Raw genomic sequence first — 16658 nt, forward strand, 5'->3', positions numbered from 1 at the left:
GCGTTTCGCCCCTAAAGGAGATAGGCATGAACCAAGAGGTCATGAATCTTTTCAATCCGCAGGTGCCTGCGCAGAATTTCGATTCCATCCGGATTTCGATTGCGTCGCCGGAGAAGATTCTTTCCTGGTCTTATGGCGAGATCAAGAAGCCGGAAACGATCAACTATCGTACGTTCAAGCCGGAACGCGATGGTCTTTTCTGCGCACGAATCTTCGGACCGATCAAGGACTACGAATGCTTGTGCGGCAAGTACAAGCGCATGAAGTACAAGGGCATCATCTGCGAAAAGTGCGGCGTCGAAGTCACGCTGTCGCGCGTTCGCCGCGAGCGCATGGGCCATATCGAGCTCGCCGCTCCCGTTGCCCACATCTGGTTCCTGAAGTCGCTGCCTTCGCGCATTTCGACGCTGCTCGACATGACGCTGAAGGATGTGGAGCGCGTGCTCTACTTCGAAAACTACATCGTCACCGAGCCGGGCCTGACTGCTCTCAAGGAGCACCAGCTGCTCTCCGAAGAAGAGTACATGCTCGCCGTCGACGAGTATGGCGAAGACCAGTTCACCGCCATGATCGGCGCTGAAGCGATCTACGAGATGCTGGCCAGCATGAACCTCGAAAAGATCGCCGGCGACCTGCGCTCCGAGCTTGCCGACACGACGTCGGATCTCAAGCAGAAGAAGCTGATGAAGCGCCTGAAGATCGTTGAGAACTTCATGGAGTCGGGCAACCGTCCGGAATGGATGATCATGAAGGTCGTCCCGGTCATCCCGCCGGACCTGCGCCCGCTGGTTCCGCTCGATGGCGGCCGCTTCGCGACCTCGGATCTGAACGATCTGTATCGCCGCGTCATCAACCGTAACAACCGTCTGAAGCGCCTCATCGAACTGCGCGCTCCGGGCATCATCATCCGCAACGAAAAGCGCATGCTGCAGGAATCTGTCGATGCGCTGTTCGACAACGGCCGTCGTGGCCGCGTCATCACCGGCGCCAACAAGCGTCCGTTGAAGTCGCTGTCCGACATGCTCAAGGGCAAGCAGGGCCGCTTCCGTCAGAACCTGCTCGGCAAGCGCGTCGACTATTCCGGCCGTTCGGTCATCGTGACCGGTCCGGAACTGAAGCTGCACCAGTGCGGTCTCCCGAAGAAGATGGCGCTCGAGCTGTTCAAGCCGTTCATCTATGCCCGCCTCGACGCGAAGGGTTATTCCTCGACCGTCAAGCAGGCCAAGAAGCTGGTCGAAAAGGAAAAGCCGGAAGTCTGGGATATCCTCGACGAGGTCATCCGCGAGCATCCGGTTCTCCTGAACCGCGCACCGACGCTGCACCGCCTGGGCATCCAGGCCTTCGAACCCACGCTGGTCGAAGGCAAGGCCATTCAGCTGCACCCGCTCGTCTGCACGGCCTTCAACGCCGACTTCGACGGTGATCAGATGGCCGTTCACGTGCCGCTCTCGCTGGAAGCCCAGCTGGAAGCCCGCGTGCTGATGATGTCGACCAACAACATTCTGCACCCGGCAAACGGCGCGCCGATCATCGTTCCCTCGCAGGACATGGTTCTCGGCCTGTACTATCTGTCGATCCTGAACCAGAATGAACCGGGCGAAGGCATGGCCTTCTCGGATCTCGGCGAGCTGCATCACGCGCTTGAAAACAAGGTCGTGACGCTGCACTCGAAGATCCGTGGCCGCTTCAAGTCGATCGGCGAAGATGGCAAGCCCTATTCGAAGATCTATGAAACGACCCCCGGCCGTCTGCTGATCGGCGAACTCCTGCCGAAGCATGGCAAGGTGACCTTCGACATCTGCAACCAGGAAATGACCAAGAAGAACATCTCCAAGATGATCGACACGGTCTACCGCCATTGCGGCCAGAAGGACACGGTCATTTTCTGCGACCGCATCATGCAGCTTGGCTTCTCCCATGCCTGCCGCGCCGGCATTTCGTTCGGTAAGGACGACATGGTCATTCCGGATACCAAGGTTAAGATCGTCGGCGATACCGAAGCGCTGGTGAAGGAATACGAGCAGCAGTACAACGACGGTCTCATCACCCAGGGCGAAAAGTACAACAAGGTTGTCGATGCCTGGGGTAAGGCCACGGAGAAGGTCGCCGAAGAAATGATGGCCCGCATTAAGGCCGTTGAATTCGACGAGAAGACCGGTCGTCAGAAGCCGATGAACTCGATCTACATGATGAGCCACTCTGGTGCCCGTGGTTCGCCGAACCAGATGCGCCAGCTGGGCGGCATGCGCGGCCTCATGGCCAAGCCGTCGGGCGAAATCATCGAGACGCCGATCATCTCGAACTTCAAGGAAGGCCTTACCGTTAACGAGTACTTCAACTCGACGCACGGTGCCCGTAAGGGTCTGGCCGACACCGCCTTGAAGACCGCGAACTCCGGTTACCTGACCCGTCGTCTTGTCGACGTCGCGCAGGATTGCATCGTCACGCACGTCGATTGCGGTACCGAGAATGGTCTCACCATGACCGCCATCGTCGATGCCGGTCAGGTCGTCGCCTCGCTCGGTGCCCGCATCCTCGGCCGTACCGCCTTGGACGACATCGATCATCCGGTCACGGGTGAGCGCATCGTCGACGCCGGCAAGATGATCCTGGAACCGGATGTCATCGAGATCGAGAAGGCAGGTATCCAGTCGATCCGTATCCGTTCGGCCCTGACCTGCGAAATCCAGACGGGCGTATGCTCGGTCTGCTACGGTCGTGACCTTGCTCGCGGTACGCCTGTCAACATCGGTGAAGCTGTCGGCGTCATCGCCGCTCAGTCGATCGGTGAGCCGGGCACCCAGCTGACCATGCGTACCTTCCACTTGGGCGGCACGGCGACCGTGGTCGACCAGTCGTTCCTGGAAGCTTCGTATGAAGGCACGGTTCAGATCAAGAACCGCAACATGCTGCGCAACTCCGATGGCAACCTGGTTGCCATGGGCCGCAACATGACGGTCCAGATCCTGGACGAACGTGGTGTCGAACGCTCCTCGCAGCGCGTCGCCTACGGCTCGAAGCTGTATGTCGACGACGGCGACAAGGTGAAGCGCGGTCAGCGTCTGGCGGAGTGGGACCCCTATACCCGTCCGATGATGACGGAAGTGGCCGGTACGGTTCACTTCGAAGATGTCGTCGACGGTCTCTCGGTTCTCGAAGCGACGGACGAATCCACCGGTATCACCAAGCGTCAGGTTATCGACTGGCGCTCGACGCCGCGCGGCTCCGATCTGAAGCCGGCGATCGTCATCAAGGACGCCAGCGGCAATATTGCCAAGCTGTCGCGTGGTGGCGAAGCCCGCTTCCTTCTCTCGGTCGACGCGATCCTGTCGGTCGAGCCGGGTACGAAGGTGTCGCAGGGTGACGTTCTCGCCCGTTCGCCGCTGGAAAGCGCCAAGACCAAGGACATCACCGGTGGTCTGCCGCGCGTTGCCGAACTGTTCGAAGCTCGTCGTCCGAAGGACCACGCCATCATCGCAGAGATCGATGGTACGATCCGCCTCGGCCGCGACTACAAGAACAAGCGTCGCGTCATCATCGAGCCGGCGGAAGACGGTGTCGAGCCGGTCGAATACCTGATCCCGAAGGGCAAGCCCTTCCACCTTCAGGAAGGCGACTATATCGAAAAGGGTGATTACATCCTCGACGGTAACCCGGCTCCGCACGACATCCTGGCGATCAAGGGCGTGGAAGCTCTGGCTTCCTACCTGGTCAACGAAATCCAGGAAGTCTACCGCTTGCAGGGCGTTGTCATCAACGACAAGCACATCGAAGTGATTGTCCGTCAGATGCTGCAGAAGGTGGAAATCACCGATGCGGGCGACAGCCAGTACATCGTCGGCGACAACGTCGACCGTATCGAGCTGGACGACAACAACGATCGCCTGATCGAAGAAGGCAAGAAGCCTGCTTATGGCGATCCGGTTCTGCTTGGGATCACCAAGGCATCGCTACAGACGCCGTCCTTCATCTCGGCCGCATCCTTCCAGGAAACGACGAAGGTGCTCACCGAAGCTGCAATCGCCGGCAAGACCGACGGTCTGCAGGGCCTGAAGGAAAACGTCATCGTCGGCCGCCTCATCCCGGCCGGTACGGGCGGTACCATGACGCAGATCCGCCGTATCGCTACGGCCCGCGACGAGCTTATCCTCGAAGAGCGCCGCAAGGGCACGGATGCCGGCGTCGCAACGCCGATGCTGCAGGATCTCGCCAGCGAGAACAGCCCGGCTGAATAAGCCGGTAGCGAATGTGAAAAATCAAAACCGCCCGGAGCGATCCGGGCGGTTTCTTTTTATGCGATGATAAAATCGATGGGGCGAGGGGAGGCCGCCTCCGCTGGCGGTCGTCCAATCAGCGGAAGCGGATGATCGCGACTTCACCTTCGAGCGCGCCTTGGTAGGCGGAGGCATGCGGCTCTTCGTCCGGTATATCCGTCAGGAGCCCGATCTGGTCGAGATCGGCCTCGATGAAGCCTTCCTCGGCCAACGCGTTCAGCGCCTCGCGCACGGCGGTATCGTCGTCAGGCGCTTTCAGCATGACATGCAAGTCGATGCCTTCGCCGCCATCGGTCTCGTAGCCCTTGCCGATGATGATGAAGACCATGGGACCGTCTGAATTGTTGTCGTTGTCTGGCGCAGTAATCATGGATCTTCCTTCGGGAGTATCGAATCGACCCGGCGATTCCTTTTCGCCGCGCGGGTCCGTCGGATGGAAATGTTCTTCCGTGATTCCTTATAGGGATTTTGTCGAAATACCAAAGTCCATCTTGCGGAAGGGGCGCCATTTCCGTATCCAATGCGCCAAATGGCTGGTTTGCCCGGGGTTTCCGGGCTTTATGACAAAGATAATTTCTTAACCGGCCTTGACGAACCGGCGGGAAACCAGTAGTACCGCCGCCATCGGAACCCATGTGAGGCATGGCTATTCGGGGCGACGCGCCCTGGAGTTCACCTCAAACAAGGTTCTAAACGCACGTTGAAGACACGAATGCTGCACGCACGACGCCACTTTTGGTGTCCTCTGCTTTTCTGTGGTCCATCTGCGAGAGCGGATCGGGCCACGTTTTGCGCATTGAGACGAACGTGTGTCGGTGCCGGTGACGGCGAAAGTCATGCCCGTAAGGGTGTCGAGATAGATTTACAAGGGATGGTTGAATGCCTACCGTAAACCAGCTGATCCGCAAGCCTCGCCAGGCGCAGGTAAAGCGTAACAAGGTTCCCGCTCTTCAGGAGAACCCGCAGAAGCGCGGCGTTTGCACCCGCGTCTACACCACGACGCCGAAGAAGCCGAACTCGGCTCTGCGTAAGGTCGCAAAGATCCGCCTGACCAACGGCTTCGAAGTCATTGGTTACATCCCCGGTGAAGGTCACAACCTTCAGGAACACTCTGTCGTCATGATCCGTGGCGGCCGCGTTAAGGACCTTCCGGGTGTTCGCTACCACATCATCCGCGGCGTTCTCGATACCCAGGGTGTCAAGAACCGCAAGCAGCGCCGTTCGAAGTACGGTGCAAAGCGTCCGAAGTAATTCGGATTTTTAGATAATCCGGCGCTGCGCGAGGTTCTCCGCGTGGTGAAGCGTCGCAAAAGTTGAGAGACGAGAAGTTATATGTCCAGACGTCACAGAGCAGAAAAGCGCGAGATCAACCCGGACCCGAAGTTCGGCGATCTGGTCGTTACCAAGTTCATGAATGCCATCATGCTCGACGGCAAGAAGTCCGTAGCTGAAAACATCGTATATGGCGCGTTTGACGCCGTGCAGGGCAAGGCAAAGCAGGAGCCGCTCGGCGTGTTCCATCAGGCTTTGGATAACATCGCTCCGCACGTTGAAGTCCGCTCGCGTCGCGTTGGTGGTGCTACGTACCAGGTTCCGGTCGATGTGCGTCCTGAGCGCCGTCAGGCTCTGGCCATCCGCTGGCTGATCACCGCTGCTCGTAAGCGTAACGAGACGACCATGGTCGATCGTCTCTGCGGCGAACTTCTCGATGCCTCCAACAACCGCGGCGCTGCCGTCAAGAAGCGCGAAGACACGCACAAGATGGCTGATGCCAACCGTGCGTTCTCGCATTATCGCTGGTAATCCCGAACGGTTTCGGAAAGGCAGTCCATTATGGCTCGCGAATATAAAATCGAAGACTACCGCAATTTCGGTATCATGGCGCACATCGACGCCGGCAAGACCACGACCACCGAGCGTATTCTTTACTACACCGGCAAGTCGCACAAGATCGGCGAAGTGCACGACGGCGCAGCCACCATGGACTGGATGGAGCAGGAGCAGGAGCGTGGCATCACGATCACCTCCGCTGCCACGACCACCTTTTGGAAGGGCCGCGACGGCAAGACCCGCCGCTTCAACATCATCGACACTCCCGGCCACGTCGACTTCACCATCGAAGTCGAGCGTTCGCTGCGCGTTCTCGATGGTGCCATCGCTCTGCTTGACGCCAACGCCGGCGTTGAGCCGCAGACGGAAACCGTCTGGCGTCAGGCTGAGAAGTATCATGTTCCGCGCATGATCTTCTGCAACAAGATGGACAAGACCGGTGCTGACTTCTATCGCTCGGTCGAGATGATTAAGACCCGCCTCGGCGCGACGGCTGTTGTCATGCAGCTGCCGATCGGTGCTGAAACCGAATTCAAGGGCGTCATCGACCTGATCGAGATGAATGCTCTCATCTGGCGCGACGAATCGCTCGGCGCTCAGTGGGACGTCGTCGAAATCCCGGAAGACATGAAGGCCAAGGCTGCTGAATACCGCGAAAAGCTGATCGAGACCGTTGTCGAGATCGACGAAGCCGCGACAGAAGCCTACCTCGAAGGCAATCTGCCTGACAACGATCAGATCCGCGCGCTCGTCCGTCGCGGCACGATCGACGTCAAGTTCCATCCGATGTTCTGTGGCACCGCCTTCAAGAACAAGGGTGTTCAGCCGCTGCTCGACGCCGTTGTCGATTACCTGCCGTCGCCGCTCGACATCCCGGCGATCAAGGGCATCGACTTCAAGACGGAAGGCGAAATCGAACGTCACGCTGACGATAGCGAGCCGTTGTCCATGCTGGCATTCAAGATCATGAACGACCCCTTCGTCGGTTCGCTCACCTTCGCCCGCATCTACTCTGGCAAGCTCGAAAAGGGCGCATCGGTCATCAACACGGTCAAGGACAAGCGCGAGCGCGTCGGCCGTATGCTGCAGATGCACTCGAACTCGCGTGAAGACATCGAAGAAGCCTTTGCTGGCGACATCGTTGCTCTGGCCGGCCTCAAGGAAACCACGACTGGCGATACGCTCTGCGATCCGCTGAAGCCGGTTATCCTCGAGCGCATGGAATTCCCCGAGCCGGTCATCCAGATCGCGATCGAGCCGAAGACCAAGGGCGACCAGGAAAAGATGGGCCTCGCGCTCAACCGTCTGGCTGCTGAAGATCCGTCCTTCCGCGTGAAGACGGACCAGGAATCGGGTCAGACGATCATCGCCGGCATGGGTGAACTTCACCTCGACATCATCGTCGACCGCATGCGTCGTGAATTCAAGGTTGAAGCCACTGTCGGCGCGCCGCAGGTTGCTTACCGCGAAACCATCACGCGTCAGACGGAAAAGGACTACACCCACAAGAAGCAGTCGGGTGGTACCGGTCAGTTCGCTCGCGTCAAGATCGTGTTCGAACCGAACCCGGACGGCGACGATTTCAAGTTCGAGTCCAAGATCGTCGGCGGTTCCGTTCCGAAGGAATACATCCCGGGCGTTCAGAAGGGTATCGAAAGCGTCCTGTCTTCTGGTCCGCTGGCTGGCTTCCCGATGCTCGGCGTCAAGGCGACGCTCATCGACGGTGCCTTCCACGATGTTGACTCGTCGGTTCTGGCCTTCGAAATCGCTTCCCGCGCTTGCTTCCGTGAAGCAGCCCGCGAAGCTGGTGCCCAGCTCCTCGAGCCGATGATGAAGGTCGAAGTCGTGACGCCGGAAGATTACGTCGGCGACGTCATCGGCGACCTGAACTCGCGTCGTGGCCAGATCCAGGGCCAGGAAAGCCGCGGTATCGCTGTTGTCATCAACGCGAACGTCCCGCTGGCGAACATGTTCAAGTACGTCGATAACCTGCGTTCGATGTCTCAGGGCCGTGCGCAGTACACGATGACCTTCGATCATTACGCGCCGGTTCCGTCGAACGTCGCACAGGAAATCCAGGCAAAGTATTCCGGTCAGAAGTGACCGGAATACCAATTGACCGATAACAAGAATTGATCCCTCAGGGGACAGGAAAACGGAGAGCCGAAAATGGCAAAGAGTAAGTTTGAGCGCAATAAGCCGCACGTTAACATCGGTACGATCGGTCACGTTGACCACGGCAAGACGTCCTTGACGGCAGCGATCACGAAGTACTTCGGCGAGTTCAAGGCGTACGACCAGATCGACGCGGCTCCGGAAGAGAAGGCTCGTGGTATCACGATCTCGACGGCCCACGTTGAATACGAGACGCCGAACCGTCACTATGCGCACGTCGACTGCCCCGGCCACGCCGACTACGTCAAGAACATGATCACGGGTGCCGCACAGATGGACGGCGCGATCCTGGTTTGCTCTGCCGCCGACGGCCCGATGCCGCAGACGCGCGAGCACATCCTGCTCGCCCGCCAGGTTGGCGTTCCGGCGATCGTCGTGTTCCTGAACAAGGTCGACCAGGTTGACGACGCCGAGCTTCTCGAGCTCGTCGAGCTCGAAGTTCGCGAACTTCTGTCGTCCTACGACTTCCCGGGCGACGATATCCCGGTCGTCAAGGGTTCGGCGCTTGCAGCCCTTGAAGATTCGGACAAGAAGATCGGCGAAGACGCGATCCGCGAACTGATGGCTCAGGTTGACGCCTACATCCCGACGCCTGAGCGTCCGATCGACCAGCCGTTCCTGATGCCGATCGAAGACGTGTTCTCGATCTCCGGCCGTGGTACGGTTGTGACGGGCCGCGTCGAGCGCGGTATCGTCAAGGTTGGTGAAGAAGTCGAGATCGTCGGCATCCGTCCGACGTCGAAGACGACGGTGACCGGCGTTGAAATGTTCCGCAAGCTGCTCGACCAGGGCCAGGCCGGCGACAACATCGGCGCACTGGTTCGCGGTGTTAACCGTGACGGCGTCGAGCGTGGTCAGATCCTGTGCAAGCCGGGTTCGGTCAAGCCGCACAAGAAGTTCATGGCTGAAGCCTACATCCTGACGAAGGAAGAAGGCGGCCGTCATACGCCGTTCTTCACGAACTACCGTCCGCAGTTCTACTTCCGTACGACTGACGTGACCGGCATCGTGACGCTTCCGGAAGGCACGGAAATGGTTATGCCTGGCGACAACGTCACCGTTGCCGTCGAGCTGATCGTTCCGATCGCGATGGAAGAAAAGCTTCGCTTCGCCATCCGCGAAGGCGGCCGTACCGTCGGCGCTGGCATCGTGGCTAGCATCGTCGAGTAATTCGAAGACGGCCACTCCCTCCGAGTGGCCGATTCGATGACAATATTATGATGCAAGCGGCACTAGCCGCTTGCTTATGACATGGAAATGTTGCAAATGGCGCGCGAGCGCGATTTGCGCGCTGCTTCGGATGACGAAGTGGCCAATGAAATTAACAATAAGGTGGGCTGAAAGGCCTAAAGAGTGGATAGGGATGCCCGTAGCCGGCGTCCCTCTCGATCTTTGAAACCGGTGGTCCGCCTTAGGAAACAGAACAATCCGTGCCTTTTCGAGAGGCGCGCGAGATAACAAACACAAGGATAACGTCGAATGAACGGCCAAAATATCCGCATTCGCCTGAAGGCGTTCGATCACCGGATTCTCGATGCTTCCACGCGCGAGATCGTGTCGACGGCGAAGCGCACCGGTGCAAGCGTCCGGGGCCCCGTTCCGCTTCCGACTCGTATCGAGAAGTTTACGGTAAACCGGTCCCCGCACATCGACAAGAAGAGCCGCGAGCAGTTCGAGATGCGCACGCATAAGCGCCTCCTCGACATCGTTGACCCGACCCCGCAGACGGTAGACGCGCTGATGAAGCTCGATCTCGCCGCCGGTGTCGATGTTGAGATCAAGCTCTGAGACCTCCGGTCCTCGAGCTGAGTGAGAAGGATTGAACCGATGCGTTCAGGTGTGATTGCACAGAAGGTGGGAATGACCCGCGTCTATAACGACGCCGGCGAGCATGTCCCGGTTACCGTATTGCGTTTGGATGGCTGCCAGGTCGTAGCCCAGCGCACAGTTGAAAAGAATGGCTACACCGCAGTTCAGCTCGGTGCCGGCCAGGCTAAGGTTAAGAACACGACGAAGGCTCTTCGCGGCCATTTCGCCGTCGCAAGCGTAGAGCCGAAGGCCAAGCTCGCAGAATTCCGTGTCACGGAAGACAATCTGCTTGAAGTCGGCACCGAGCTCAACGCAGGTCACTTCACGGCGGGTCAGCTCGTCGACGTGACCGGCACGACGATCGGTAAGGGCTTTGCCGGCGCCATCAAGCGCCACGGTTTCGGCGGTCTGCGCGCCACGCACGGTGTGTCGGTTTCGCACCGCTCGCATGGTTCGACCGGTTCGCGTCAGGACCCGGGCAAGGTGTTCAAGAACAAGAAGATGGCTGGTCACATGGGCCAGACCCGCGTTACGACGCAGAACCTTGAAGTGGTATCGACCGACGAAGATCGTGGTCTGATCCTGGTCAAGGGTGCGGTTCCCGGCTCCAAGGGTGCCTGGATTATCGTGCGCGACGCCGTCAAGTCGGCAGCGAAGTAAGGGAGCCAAACCAATGGAATTCAACGTCAAGACCCTCGAGGGCAAAGACGCCGGGAAGGTTTCCCTTTCTGATGCGATTTTCGGCCTCGAGCCGCGTGAAGACATTCTCGCTCGCGTCGTTCGCTGGCAGCTTGCCAAGAAGCAGCAGGGCACGCATCAGGCAAAGGGCCGCGCGGACGTAGCGCGCACCGGCGCCAAGATGTACAAGCAGAAGGGTACGGGCCGCGCTCGTCACCATTCGGCTCGCGCTCCGCAGTTCCGCGGCGGTGGTAAGGCTCACGGCCCGGTCGCCCGCAGCCACGAGCATGATCTGCCGAAGAAGGTTCGCGCCCTCGGCCTGCGTCACGCTCTCTCGGCCAAGTTCAAGGCTGAAGACGTGATTGTTATCGACAATCTCGTCGCTACCGAAGCCAAGACCAAGGCACTCGCTGGCGCTTTCGAGACGCTCGGCCTGACGAACGCTCTGTTCATCGGCGGTGCTGAACTCGACAGCAACTTCAAGCTCGCAGCCCAGAACATCCCGAATATCGATGTTCTGCCGGTTCAGGGCATCAACGTTTACGACATCCTGCGCCGCGGCAAGCTCGTGCTGTCCAAGGCTGCAGTTGAAGCTCTAGAGGAGCGTTTCAAGTGACGGATCTTCGCCATTATGATGTGATCGTTTCTCCTGCGATCACCGAAAAGTCCACGCTGCTTTCGGACAATAACCAGGTTGTTTTCAACGTTGCGAAGACCGCGACGAAGCCGGAAATCAAGGCTGCCGTCGAAGCGCTCTTCGGCGTCAAGGTGACGGCCGTTAACACTCTGCTGCGCCTCGGCAAGACCAAGCGGTTCAAGGGTCTCGTCGGCAAGCAGAAGGACGTGAAGAAGGCTGTTGTGACGCTCGCCGAAGGCCAGTCGATCGACGTCTCCACCGGTCTCTGAGGAATAAGAAAATGGCATTGAAAACATTCAATCCGACGACCCCGAGCCAGCGTCAGCTGGTCATTGTCGATCGCTCCTCGCTCTACAAGGGCAAGCCGGTCAAGTCGCTGACCGAAGGCCTCACCTCCAAGGGTGGCCGTAACAACACTGGCCGCATCACCGTCCGTTTCCAGGGCGGTGGTCACAAGCGCAGCTATCGTCTGGTCGACTTCAAGCGTCGCAAGTTCGACGTCGAAGCAACCGTCGAGCGTATCGAATACGATCCGAACCGTACCGCTTACATCGCTCTGGTGAAGTACACGGACGGCGAACTGGCCTACATCATCGCTCCGCAGCGTCTTGCTTCGGGCGACAAGGTCATCGCTTCGGAAAAGGCAGTGGACGTGAAGCCGGGCAACACCATGCCGCTTCAGTTCATCCCGGTCGGCTCCATCATCCACAATGTGGAAATGAAGCCGGGCAAGGGCGGACAGATCGCTCGCTCCGCCGGTTCCTACGCACAGCTCGTCGGTCGTGACCAGGGCATGGCGATCCTTCGCCTGAACTCGGGCGAACAGCGCCTCGTGCATGGTACTTGCCTCGCCACGATCGGTGCGGTTTCGAACCCGGATCACGGCAACATCAACGACGGTAAGGCTGGTCGTTCGCGTTGGCGTGGCAAGAAGCCGCATAACCGCGGCGTTGTCATGAACCCGGTCGACCATCCGCACGGCGGTGGTGAAGGCCGCACCTCCGGTGGTCGCCATCCGGTGACCCCATGGGGCAAGCCGACCAAGGGCAAGCGTACGCGGTCGAACAAGTCGACCGACAAGATGATTATGCGCTCGCGCCATCAGCGCAAGAAGTAAGAGAGGAAGTCTCAAGTGGCTCGTTCAGTATGGAAAGGTCCGTTTGTTGACGGCTATCTTCTCAAGAAGGCTGAGAAGGTGCGTGAAGGCGGACGTAACGAAATAATCAAGATGTGGAGCCGTCGCTCCACCATCATGCCGCAGTTCGTTGGTCTCACCTTCGGTGTCTACAACGGCAGCAAGCACATTCCGGTCAGCGTCAATGAAGACATGGTCGGACACAAGTTCGGCGAGTTCGCCCCGACCCGTACCTATTATGGTCACGGTGCGGACAAGAAGGCGAAGAGGAAGTAACAATGGGCAAGGCAAAAACCGAACGCCGGCTGAAGGACAATGAAGCGCAGGCAGTTGCGCGCACGCTCCGTGTCAGCCCGCAGAAGCTCAACCTGGTCGCGGCTTCGATCCGCGGCAAGAAGGTTGACCGCGCGCTCGCAGAGCTGGAATTCTCGCGCAAGCGCATCGCAGGAGCCGTCAAGAAGACGCTCGAATCTGCGATCGCCAATGCGGAGAACAACCACGATCTCGACGTTGACTCGCTGGTCGTAGCGGAAGCTTACGTCGGCAAGTCGATCGTCATGAAGCGTTTCCACGCTCGTGGCCGTGGCCGCGCATCTCGCATCGAGCGTCCGTTCGCACACCTGACGATCGTCGTTCGTGAAGTGGAAGCTCAAGAGGAGGCCGCATAATGGGTCAGAAAATCAATCCAATCGGCTTTCGTCTTGGCATCAACCGCACTTGGGATAGCCGCTGGTTCGCGGACAATGCCGAGTACGGCCAGCTCCTCCACGAAGACCTGAAGATGCGCAAGTTCGTTATGAACGAACTGAAGCAGGCTGGTATCTCCAAGGTGGTCATCGAGCGTCCGCACAAGAAGTGCCGCGTCACGATCCACTCGGCTCGTCCGGGCCTGATCATCGGCAAGAAGGGCGCTGACATCGACAAGCTCCGCAAGAAGCTGTCGGACATGACGAATTCCGAAACGCACCTCAACATCGTTGAAGTTCGCAAGCCGGAAATCGACGCGACGCTGGTTGCCCAGTCGATCGCTCAGCAGCTGGAACGCCGTGTTGCTTTCCGTCGCGCCATGAAGCGCGCCGTTCAGTCCGCGATGCGTCTTGGCGCCGAAGGCATCAAGATCACCTGCGCCGGCCGTCTCGGCGGTGCAGAAATCGCTCGTACGGAATGGTACCGCGAAGGCCGCGTGCCGCTGCATACGCTGCGTGCCGACATCGACTACGGTACGGCTGAAGCAGAAACCGCTTTCGGTATCTGCGGCATCAAGGTCTGGATCTTCAAGGGCGAAATCCTTGAGCACGATCCGATGGCCTCCGAACGCCGCGCGCTCGAAGGCGACGCCCAGGGTCCGGCTAGCCGCGATCGCGATAGAGACCGTCGCCGCGACAACGCTTGATAGCGTACGTGGCAGATAAGTTCGGAGAATAAGAAAATGTTGCAGCCAAAGCGTACGAAGTACCGCAAGCAATTCAAGGGCCGCATCAAGGGCGTTGCCAAGGGTGGTTCTGATCTGGCGTTCGGCGAATTCGGCCTGAAGTCGCAGGAGCCCAACCGCGTCAACGCTCGCGAGATCGAAGCGGCTCGCCGCGCGATCACGCGCTATATGAAGCGCGCCGGCCGTGTATGGATCCGCGTGTTCCCGGATGTTCCGGTAACCGCAAAGCCGACCGAAGTCCGTATGGGTAAAGGTAAGGGCTCTGTCGAATACTGGGCATGCAAGGTCAAGCCCGGCCGTATGATGTTCGAGATCGACGGTGTGAGCGAAGAAATCGCTCGTGAGGCTCTGCGCCTCGGCGCTGCCAAGCTCTCGGTCAAGACGCGCTTCGTTCAGCGCATTGCAGAGTAAGGAAGAAGCTCATGAAAGCCGCAGATGTTCGCGCCCTGAGCGCCGACCAACTCAAGGACGAGCTTGCCAAGCTGAAGAAGGAGCAGTTCAACCTGCGCTTTCAGAAGGCGACTGGCCAGCTCGAGAAGTCCTCGCGCATCAACGAAGTCCGCAAGGACATCGCTCGCGTAAAAACCATTGCCCGCCAGAAGGCGGCAGAAGCAAAGGCCTAAAGGAAAAATAACATGCCGAAGCGCATTCTGCAGGGCGTCGTGGTCAGCGACAAGAACGAGAAGACGGTAGTTGTCCGCGTTGAGCGTCGTTTCGCTCACCCGCTGCTCCAGAAGACCGTTCGTCGTTCCAAGAAGTACAAGGCTCACGACGAAAACAATCAGTACAAGACCGGCGACGTCGTTTCCATCGAGGAATGCGCGCCGATCTCCAAGGACAAGACCTGGACGGTCATTTCCGCCCAGTCCAAGTAACAGAATTTCGCTCAGGCCCTTGCGCTTGGGCGAAATATCTGTATGAAGCACGAGCTTGGAAGCAGGACGCTCGAGAACGGGCGTTCTTTTGCTTTATTGATGGCCGGCGGAGACGATCCTTGTGGTCGCGAAGCCAGGCATAATCAGACAAGACACTAGTCCATAAGCCGGGGTAGGGGGTCTATTGGCCCAACCATTCCGGTAACAACAAGAAGGCGACCTGACATGATTCAGATGCAAACAAACCTCGACGTGGCGGATAATTCCGGCGCACGTCGTGTCATGTGCATCAAGGTGCTGGGCGGCTCGAAGCGCAAGTATGCCTCGATCGGCGACGTTATCGTCGTTTCGATCAAGGAAGCTATTCCGCGCGGCCGTGTGAAGAAGGGTGACGTGATGAAGGCGGTCGTCGTTCGTACCGCCAAGGACATCCGTCGTCCGGATGGCAGCGTCATCCGCTTCGATACCAACGCAGCAGTCCTCATCGACAACAAGAAAGAGCCGATCGGCACCCGCATCTTCGGACCGGTTCCGCGCGAACTTCGCGCCAAGAACCATATGAAGATCATCTCGCTGGCTCCAGAAGTACTGTAAGGAGCGGAGCGATGCAGAAGATCCGTAAAGGCGACAAGGTTGTCGTATTGACCGGTAAGGACAAGGGCCGTACCGGCGAAGTCATTCAAGTGCTGCCGAAGGAAGACCGTGCGGTCGTTCGTGGCGTCAACGTCATCAAGCGCCATCAGCGCCAGACGCAGAACCAGGAAGCCGGCATCATCAGCAAGGAAGCCTCGCTTCACCTGTCCAACCTGGCAATCGTCGACAAGGACGGCAAGCCGACCCGCGTCGGTTTCAAGGTTGTAGATGGCAAGAAGGTCCGCGTGGCGAAGACCTCGGGAGAAGTGATCGATGGCTGAGGTAAAGTACGAGCCGCGGCTCAAGAAAGAATACGTTGCTCGCATCCGTGCAGCCATGCAGGAGAAGTTCTCCTACGCTAACGAGATGCAGATCCCGAAGCTGGACAAGATCGTGATCAACATGGGCGTTGGCGAAGCGACGGCTGATTCGAAGAAGCCGACCGTTGCTGCTGCCGACCTGGCGGCCATCGCTGGCCAGAAGCCGGTCATCACCCGTGCACGCAACTCCATCGCTGGCTTCAAGGTCCGCGAAAATATGCCGATCGGCGCGAAGGTTACCCTGCGCGGCGCCCGCATGTATGAGTTCCTGGATCGTCTGGTCAACATCGCGCTTCCGCGCGTTCGCGACTTCCGCGGCCTGAACCCGAAGAGCTTTGACGGTCGTGGCAATTTTGCCATGGGCATCAAGGAGCACATTGTGTTCCCTGAGATCAACTACGACAAGGTTGATCAGATGTGGGGCATGGACATCATCGTTTGCACGACGGCGACGACCGACGACGAAGCACGGGCTCTTCTGACAGAGTTCAACTTCCCGTTCCGTCAATAACCGTAACGACGAGCGTAGAAAAGGAACCCTGATATGGCGAAGACAAGCGCAGTTGAAAAGAACAAGCGCCGCCGCAATACGGTTGCCAACCAGGCCGCGAAGCGGGCTGCACTCAAGGCAATCATCATGAACCAGTCTCTCTCGATCGAAGACCGGTTCAAGGCCACTCTGAAGCTGGCATCGCTGCCGCGCGATGGATCGAAGACCCGTATTCGCAATCGTTGCGAAGTGTCTGGCCGTCCGCGCGCCTACTACCGCAAACTGCGCATGTCGCGTATCGCGCTGCGTGAACTCGGCAATCTCGGCAAGGTGCCGGGCATCGTCAAGTCCAGCTGGTAAGGAGCAGATT

21 protein-coding genes are annotated in these 16658 nt (G+C 58.8%); 20 read left to right on the top strand and 1 reads right to left on the bottom strand.

Features of this window, described 5'->3' with window-relative positions; all coding sequences use genetic code 11:
• Window positions 1–26: 26 nt before the first annotated feature.
• Window positions 27–4235 carry a DNA-directed RNA polymerase subunit beta' gene (gene rpoC, locus RTCIAT899_RS07315; RefSeq protein WP_015339595.1) on the top strand — a complete coding sequence of 1403 codons (4209 nt, stop codon included), beginning with the start codon at window positions 27–29 and terminating at the stop codon, window positions 4233–4235.
• A 115-nt stretch (window positions 4236–4350) separates the two neighbouring features.
• On the opposite strand, the gene RTCIAT899_RS07320 is transcribed toward rpoC, so the two are convergent.
• The gene (locus tag RTCIAT899_RS07320; protein WP_004123433.1) at window positions 4351–4644 is read right to left on the bottom strand and encodes a hypothetical protein; all 294 of its coding nucleotides are present in this window, start codon (window positions 4642–4644) and stop codon (window positions 4351–4353) included.
• A 509-nt stretch (window positions 4645–5153) separates the two neighbouring features.
• On the opposite strand from RTCIAT899_RS07320, the gene rpsL reads away from it, so the two are divergent.
• From rpsL to rpsN, 19 genes are all read left to right on the top strand, one after another.
• Window positions 5154–5525, top strand: coding sequence for a 30S ribosomal protein S12 (gene rpsL, locus RTCIAT899_RS07325; RefSeq protein ID WP_003507760.1), 372 nt, complete (start codon window positions 5154–5156; stop codon window positions 5523–5525).
• 81 nt (window positions 5526–5606) lie between these two features.
• Window positions 5607–6077 (top strand): 30S ribosomal protein S7, encoded by a 471-nt coding sequence (gene rpsG / locus RTCIAT899_RS07330; protein WP_015339596.1) that lies wholly within the window; start codon window positions 5607–5609, stop codon window positions 6075–6077.
• A 30-nt stretch (window positions 6078–6107) separates the two neighbouring features.
• Complete coding sequence (fusA, locus tag RTCIAT899_RS07335; protein WP_015339597.1) at window positions 6108–8207, top strand: elongation factor G; 2100 nt, start codon at window positions 6108–6110, stop codon at window positions 8205–8207.
• Between the two features lie 66 nt (window positions 8208–8273).
• The gene (gene tuf, locus RTCIAT899_RS07340) at window positions 8274–9449 is read left to right on the top strand and encodes an elongation factor Tu (protein WP_015339584.1); all 1176 of its coding nucleotides are present in this window, start codon (window positions 8274–8276) and stop codon (window positions 9447–9449) included.
• Window positions 9450–9758: 309 nt separating this feature from the next.
• On the top strand, window positions 9759–10067 hold the full coding sequence (gene rpsJ, locus RTCIAT899_RS07345; protein ID WP_003547547.1) for a 30S ribosomal protein S10: 309 nt from the start codon (window positions 9759–9761) through the stop codon (window positions 10065–10067).
• Window positions 10068–10106: 39 nt separating this feature from the next.
• Window positions 10107–10748 carry a 50S ribosomal protein L3 gene (gene rplC / locus RTCIAT899_RS07350; protein ID WP_015339598.1) on the top strand — a complete coding sequence of 214 codons (642 nt, stop codon included), beginning with the start codon at window positions 10107–10109 and terminating at the stop codon, window positions 10746–10748.
• Window positions 10749–10761: 13 nt separating this feature from the next.
• A complete protein-coding gene (gene rplD, locus RTCIAT899_RS07355) occupies window positions 10762–11382 on the top strand; it encodes a 50S ribosomal protein L4 (protein ID WP_015339599.1) in 621 nt (206 codons plus the stop codon).
• Window positions 11379–11672, top strand: coding sequence for a 50S ribosomal protein L23 (locus RTCIAT899_RS07360; RefSeq protein ID WP_015339600.1), 294 nt, complete (start codon window positions 11379–11381; stop codon window positions 11670–11672). Before rplD ends, RTCIAT899_RS07360 begins: the two co-directional genes overlap by 4 nt.
• Before the next feature lie 11 nt (window positions 11673–11683).
• The gene (rplB, locus tag RTCIAT899_RS07365; RefSeq protein WP_015339601.1) at window positions 11684–12520 is read left to right on the top strand and encodes a 50S ribosomal protein L2; all 837 of its coding nucleotides are present in this window, start codon (window positions 11684–11686) and stop codon (window positions 12518–12520) included.
• Window positions 12521–12535: 15 nt separating this feature from the next.
• A complete protein-coding gene (gene rpsS, locus RTCIAT899_RS07370) occupies window positions 12536–12814 on the top strand; it encodes a 30S ribosomal protein S19 (protein ID WP_015339602.1) in 279 nt (92 codons plus the stop codon).
• A 2-nt stretch (window positions 12815–12816) separates the two neighbouring features.
• Window positions 12817–13206 (top strand): 50S ribosomal protein L22, encoded by a 390-nt coding sequence (gene rplV / locus RTCIAT899_RS07375; protein ID WP_015339603.1) that lies wholly within the window; start codon window positions 12817–12819, stop codon window positions 13204–13206.
• Window positions 13206–13931 carry a 30S ribosomal protein S3 gene (gene rpsC, locus RTCIAT899_RS07380; protein WP_004118393.1) on the top strand — a complete coding sequence of 242 codons (726 nt, stop codon included), beginning with the start codon at window positions 13206–13208 and terminating at the stop codon, window positions 13929–13931. Before rplV ends, rpsC begins: the two co-directional genes overlap by 1 nt.
• Before the next feature lie 36 nt (window positions 13932–13967).
• The gene (rplP, locus tag RTCIAT899_RS07385; RefSeq protein ID WP_004118395.1) at window positions 13968–14381 is read left to right on the top strand and encodes a 50S ribosomal protein L16; all 414 of its coding nucleotides are present in this window, start codon (window positions 13968–13970) and stop codon (window positions 14379–14381) included.
• Window positions 14382–14392: 11 nt separating this feature from the next.
• Entirely contained in the window at window positions 14393–14593 is a 201-nt protein-coding gene (gene rpmC / locus RTCIAT899_RS07390) for a 50S ribosomal protein L29 (RefSeq protein WP_007690763.1), read from the top strand.
• Window positions 14594–14605: 12 nt separating this feature from the next.
• Window positions 14606–14845 carry a 30S ribosomal protein S17 gene (rpsQ, locus tag RTCIAT899_RS07395; RefSeq protein ID WP_015339604.1) on the top strand — a complete coding sequence of 80 codons (240 nt, stop codon included), beginning with the start codon at window positions 14606–14608 and terminating at the stop codon, window positions 14843–14845.
• A 225-nt stretch (window positions 14846–15070) separates the two neighbouring features.
• Window positions 15071–15439 (top strand): 50S ribosomal protein L14, encoded by a 369-nt coding sequence (gene rplN / locus RTCIAT899_RS07400; RefSeq protein WP_003573790.1) that lies wholly within the window; start codon window positions 15071–15073, stop codon window positions 15437–15439.
• 11 nt (window positions 15440–15450) lie between these two features.
• Window positions 15451–15759, top strand: coding sequence for a 50S ribosomal protein L24 (gene rplX / locus RTCIAT899_RS07405; RefSeq protein ID WP_015339605.1), 309 nt, complete (start codon window positions 15451–15453; stop codon window positions 15757–15759).
• Window positions 15752–16309 (top strand): 50S ribosomal protein L5, encoded by a 558-nt coding sequence (gene rplE / locus RTCIAT899_RS07410; RefSeq protein ID WP_015339606.1) that lies wholly within the window; start codon window positions 15752–15754, stop codon window positions 16307–16309. The genes rplX and rplE overlap by 8 nt, the downstream gene beginning before the upstream one ends.
• Before the next feature lie 33 nt (window positions 16310–16342).
• Entirely contained in the window at window positions 16343–16648 is a 306-nt protein-coding gene (gene rpsN / locus RTCIAT899_RS07415) for a 30S ribosomal protein S14 (RefSeq protein ID WP_004118406.1), read from the top strand.
• The last annotated feature ends 10 nt before the right edge of the window (window positions 16649–16658 follow it).

The organism is Rhizobium tropici CIAT 899, from assembly GCF_000330885.1.
Lineage (GTDB): Bacteria > Pseudomonadota > Alphaproteobacteria > Rhizobiales > Rhizobiaceae > Rhizobium > Rhizobium tropici.

What these genes read in the sequence shown, in the direction of transcription:
- rplX (WP_015339605.1), top strand. Translation starts at nt 15,451, where the DNA reads ATGCAGAAGATCCGTAAAGGCGACAAGGTTGTCGTATTGACCGGTAAG.
- rpmC (WP_007690763.1), top strand. Translation starts at nt 14,393, where the DNA reads ATGAAAGCCGCAGATGTTCGCGCCCTGAGCGCCGACCAACTCAAGGAC.
- rplB (WP_015339601.1), top strand. Translation starts at nt 11,684, where the DNA reads ATGGCATTGAAAACATTCAATCCGACGACCCCGAGCCAGCGTCAGCTG.
- rpsL (WP_003507760.1), top strand. Translation starts at nt 5,154, where the DNA reads ATGCCTACCGTAAACCAGCTGATCCGCAAGCCTCGCCAGGCGCAGGTA.
- rpsN (WP_004118406.1), top strand. Translation starts at nt 16,343, where the DNA reads ATGGCGAAGACAAGCGCAGTTGAAAAGAACAAGCGCCGCCGCAATACG.
- rpoC (WP_015339595.1), top strand. Translation starts at nt 27, where the DNA reads ATGAACCAAGAGGTCATGAATCTTTTCAATCCGCAGGTGCCTGCGCAG.
- rplN (WP_003573790.1), top strand. Translation starts at nt 15,071, where the DNA reads ATGATTCAGATGCAAACAAACCTCGACGTGGCGGATAATTCCGGCGCA.
- rplV (WP_015339603.1), top strand. Translation starts at nt 12,817, where the DNA reads ATGGGCAAGGCAAAAACCGAACGCCGGCTGAAGGACAATGAAGCGCAG.
- rpsJ (WP_003547547.1), top strand. Translation starts at nt 9,759, where the DNA reads ATGAACGGCCAAAATATCCGCATTCGCCTGAAGGCGTTCGATCACCGG.
- rplD (WP_015339599.1), top strand. Translation starts at nt 10,762, where the DNA reads ATGGAATTCAACGTCAAGACCCTCGAGGGCAAAGACGCCGGGAAGGTT.
- rpsC (WP_004118393.1), top strand. Translation starts at nt 13,206, where the DNA reads ATGGGTCAGAAAATCAATCCAATCGGCTTTCGTCTTGGCATCAACCGC.
- rpsQ (WP_015339604.1), top strand. Translation starts at nt 14,606, where the DNA reads ATGCCGAAGCGCATTCTGCAGGGCGTCGTGGTCAGCGACAAGAACGAG.
- rplP (WP_004118395.1), top strand. Translation starts at nt 13,968, where the DNA reads ATGTTGCAGCCAAAGCGTACGAAGTACCGCAAGCAATTCAAGGGCCGC.
- fusA (WP_015339597.1), top strand. Translation starts at nt 6,108, where the DNA reads ATGGCTCGCGAATATAAAATCGAAGACTACCGCAATTTCGGTATCATG.
- RTCIAT899_RS07320 (WP_004123433.1), bottom strand. Translation starts at nt 4,644, where the DNA reads ATGATTACTGCGCCAGACAACGACAACAATTCAGACGGTCCCATGGTC.
- rplC (WP_015339598.1), top strand. Translation starts at nt 10,107, where the DNA reads ATGCGTTCAGGTGTGATTGCACAGAAGGTGGGAATGACCCGCGTCTAT.
- rpsG (WP_015339596.1), top strand. Translation starts at nt 5,607, where the DNA reads ATGTCCAGACGTCACAGAGCAGAAAAGCGCGAGATCAACCCGGACCCG.
- tuf (WP_015339584.1), top strand. Translation starts at nt 8,274, where the DNA reads ATGGCAAAGAGTAAGTTTGAGCGCAATAAGCCGCACGTTAACATCGGT.
- rplE (WP_015339606.1), top strand. Translation starts at nt 15,752, where the DNA reads ATGGCTGAGGTAAAGTACGAGCCGCGGCTCAAGAAAGAATACGTTGCT.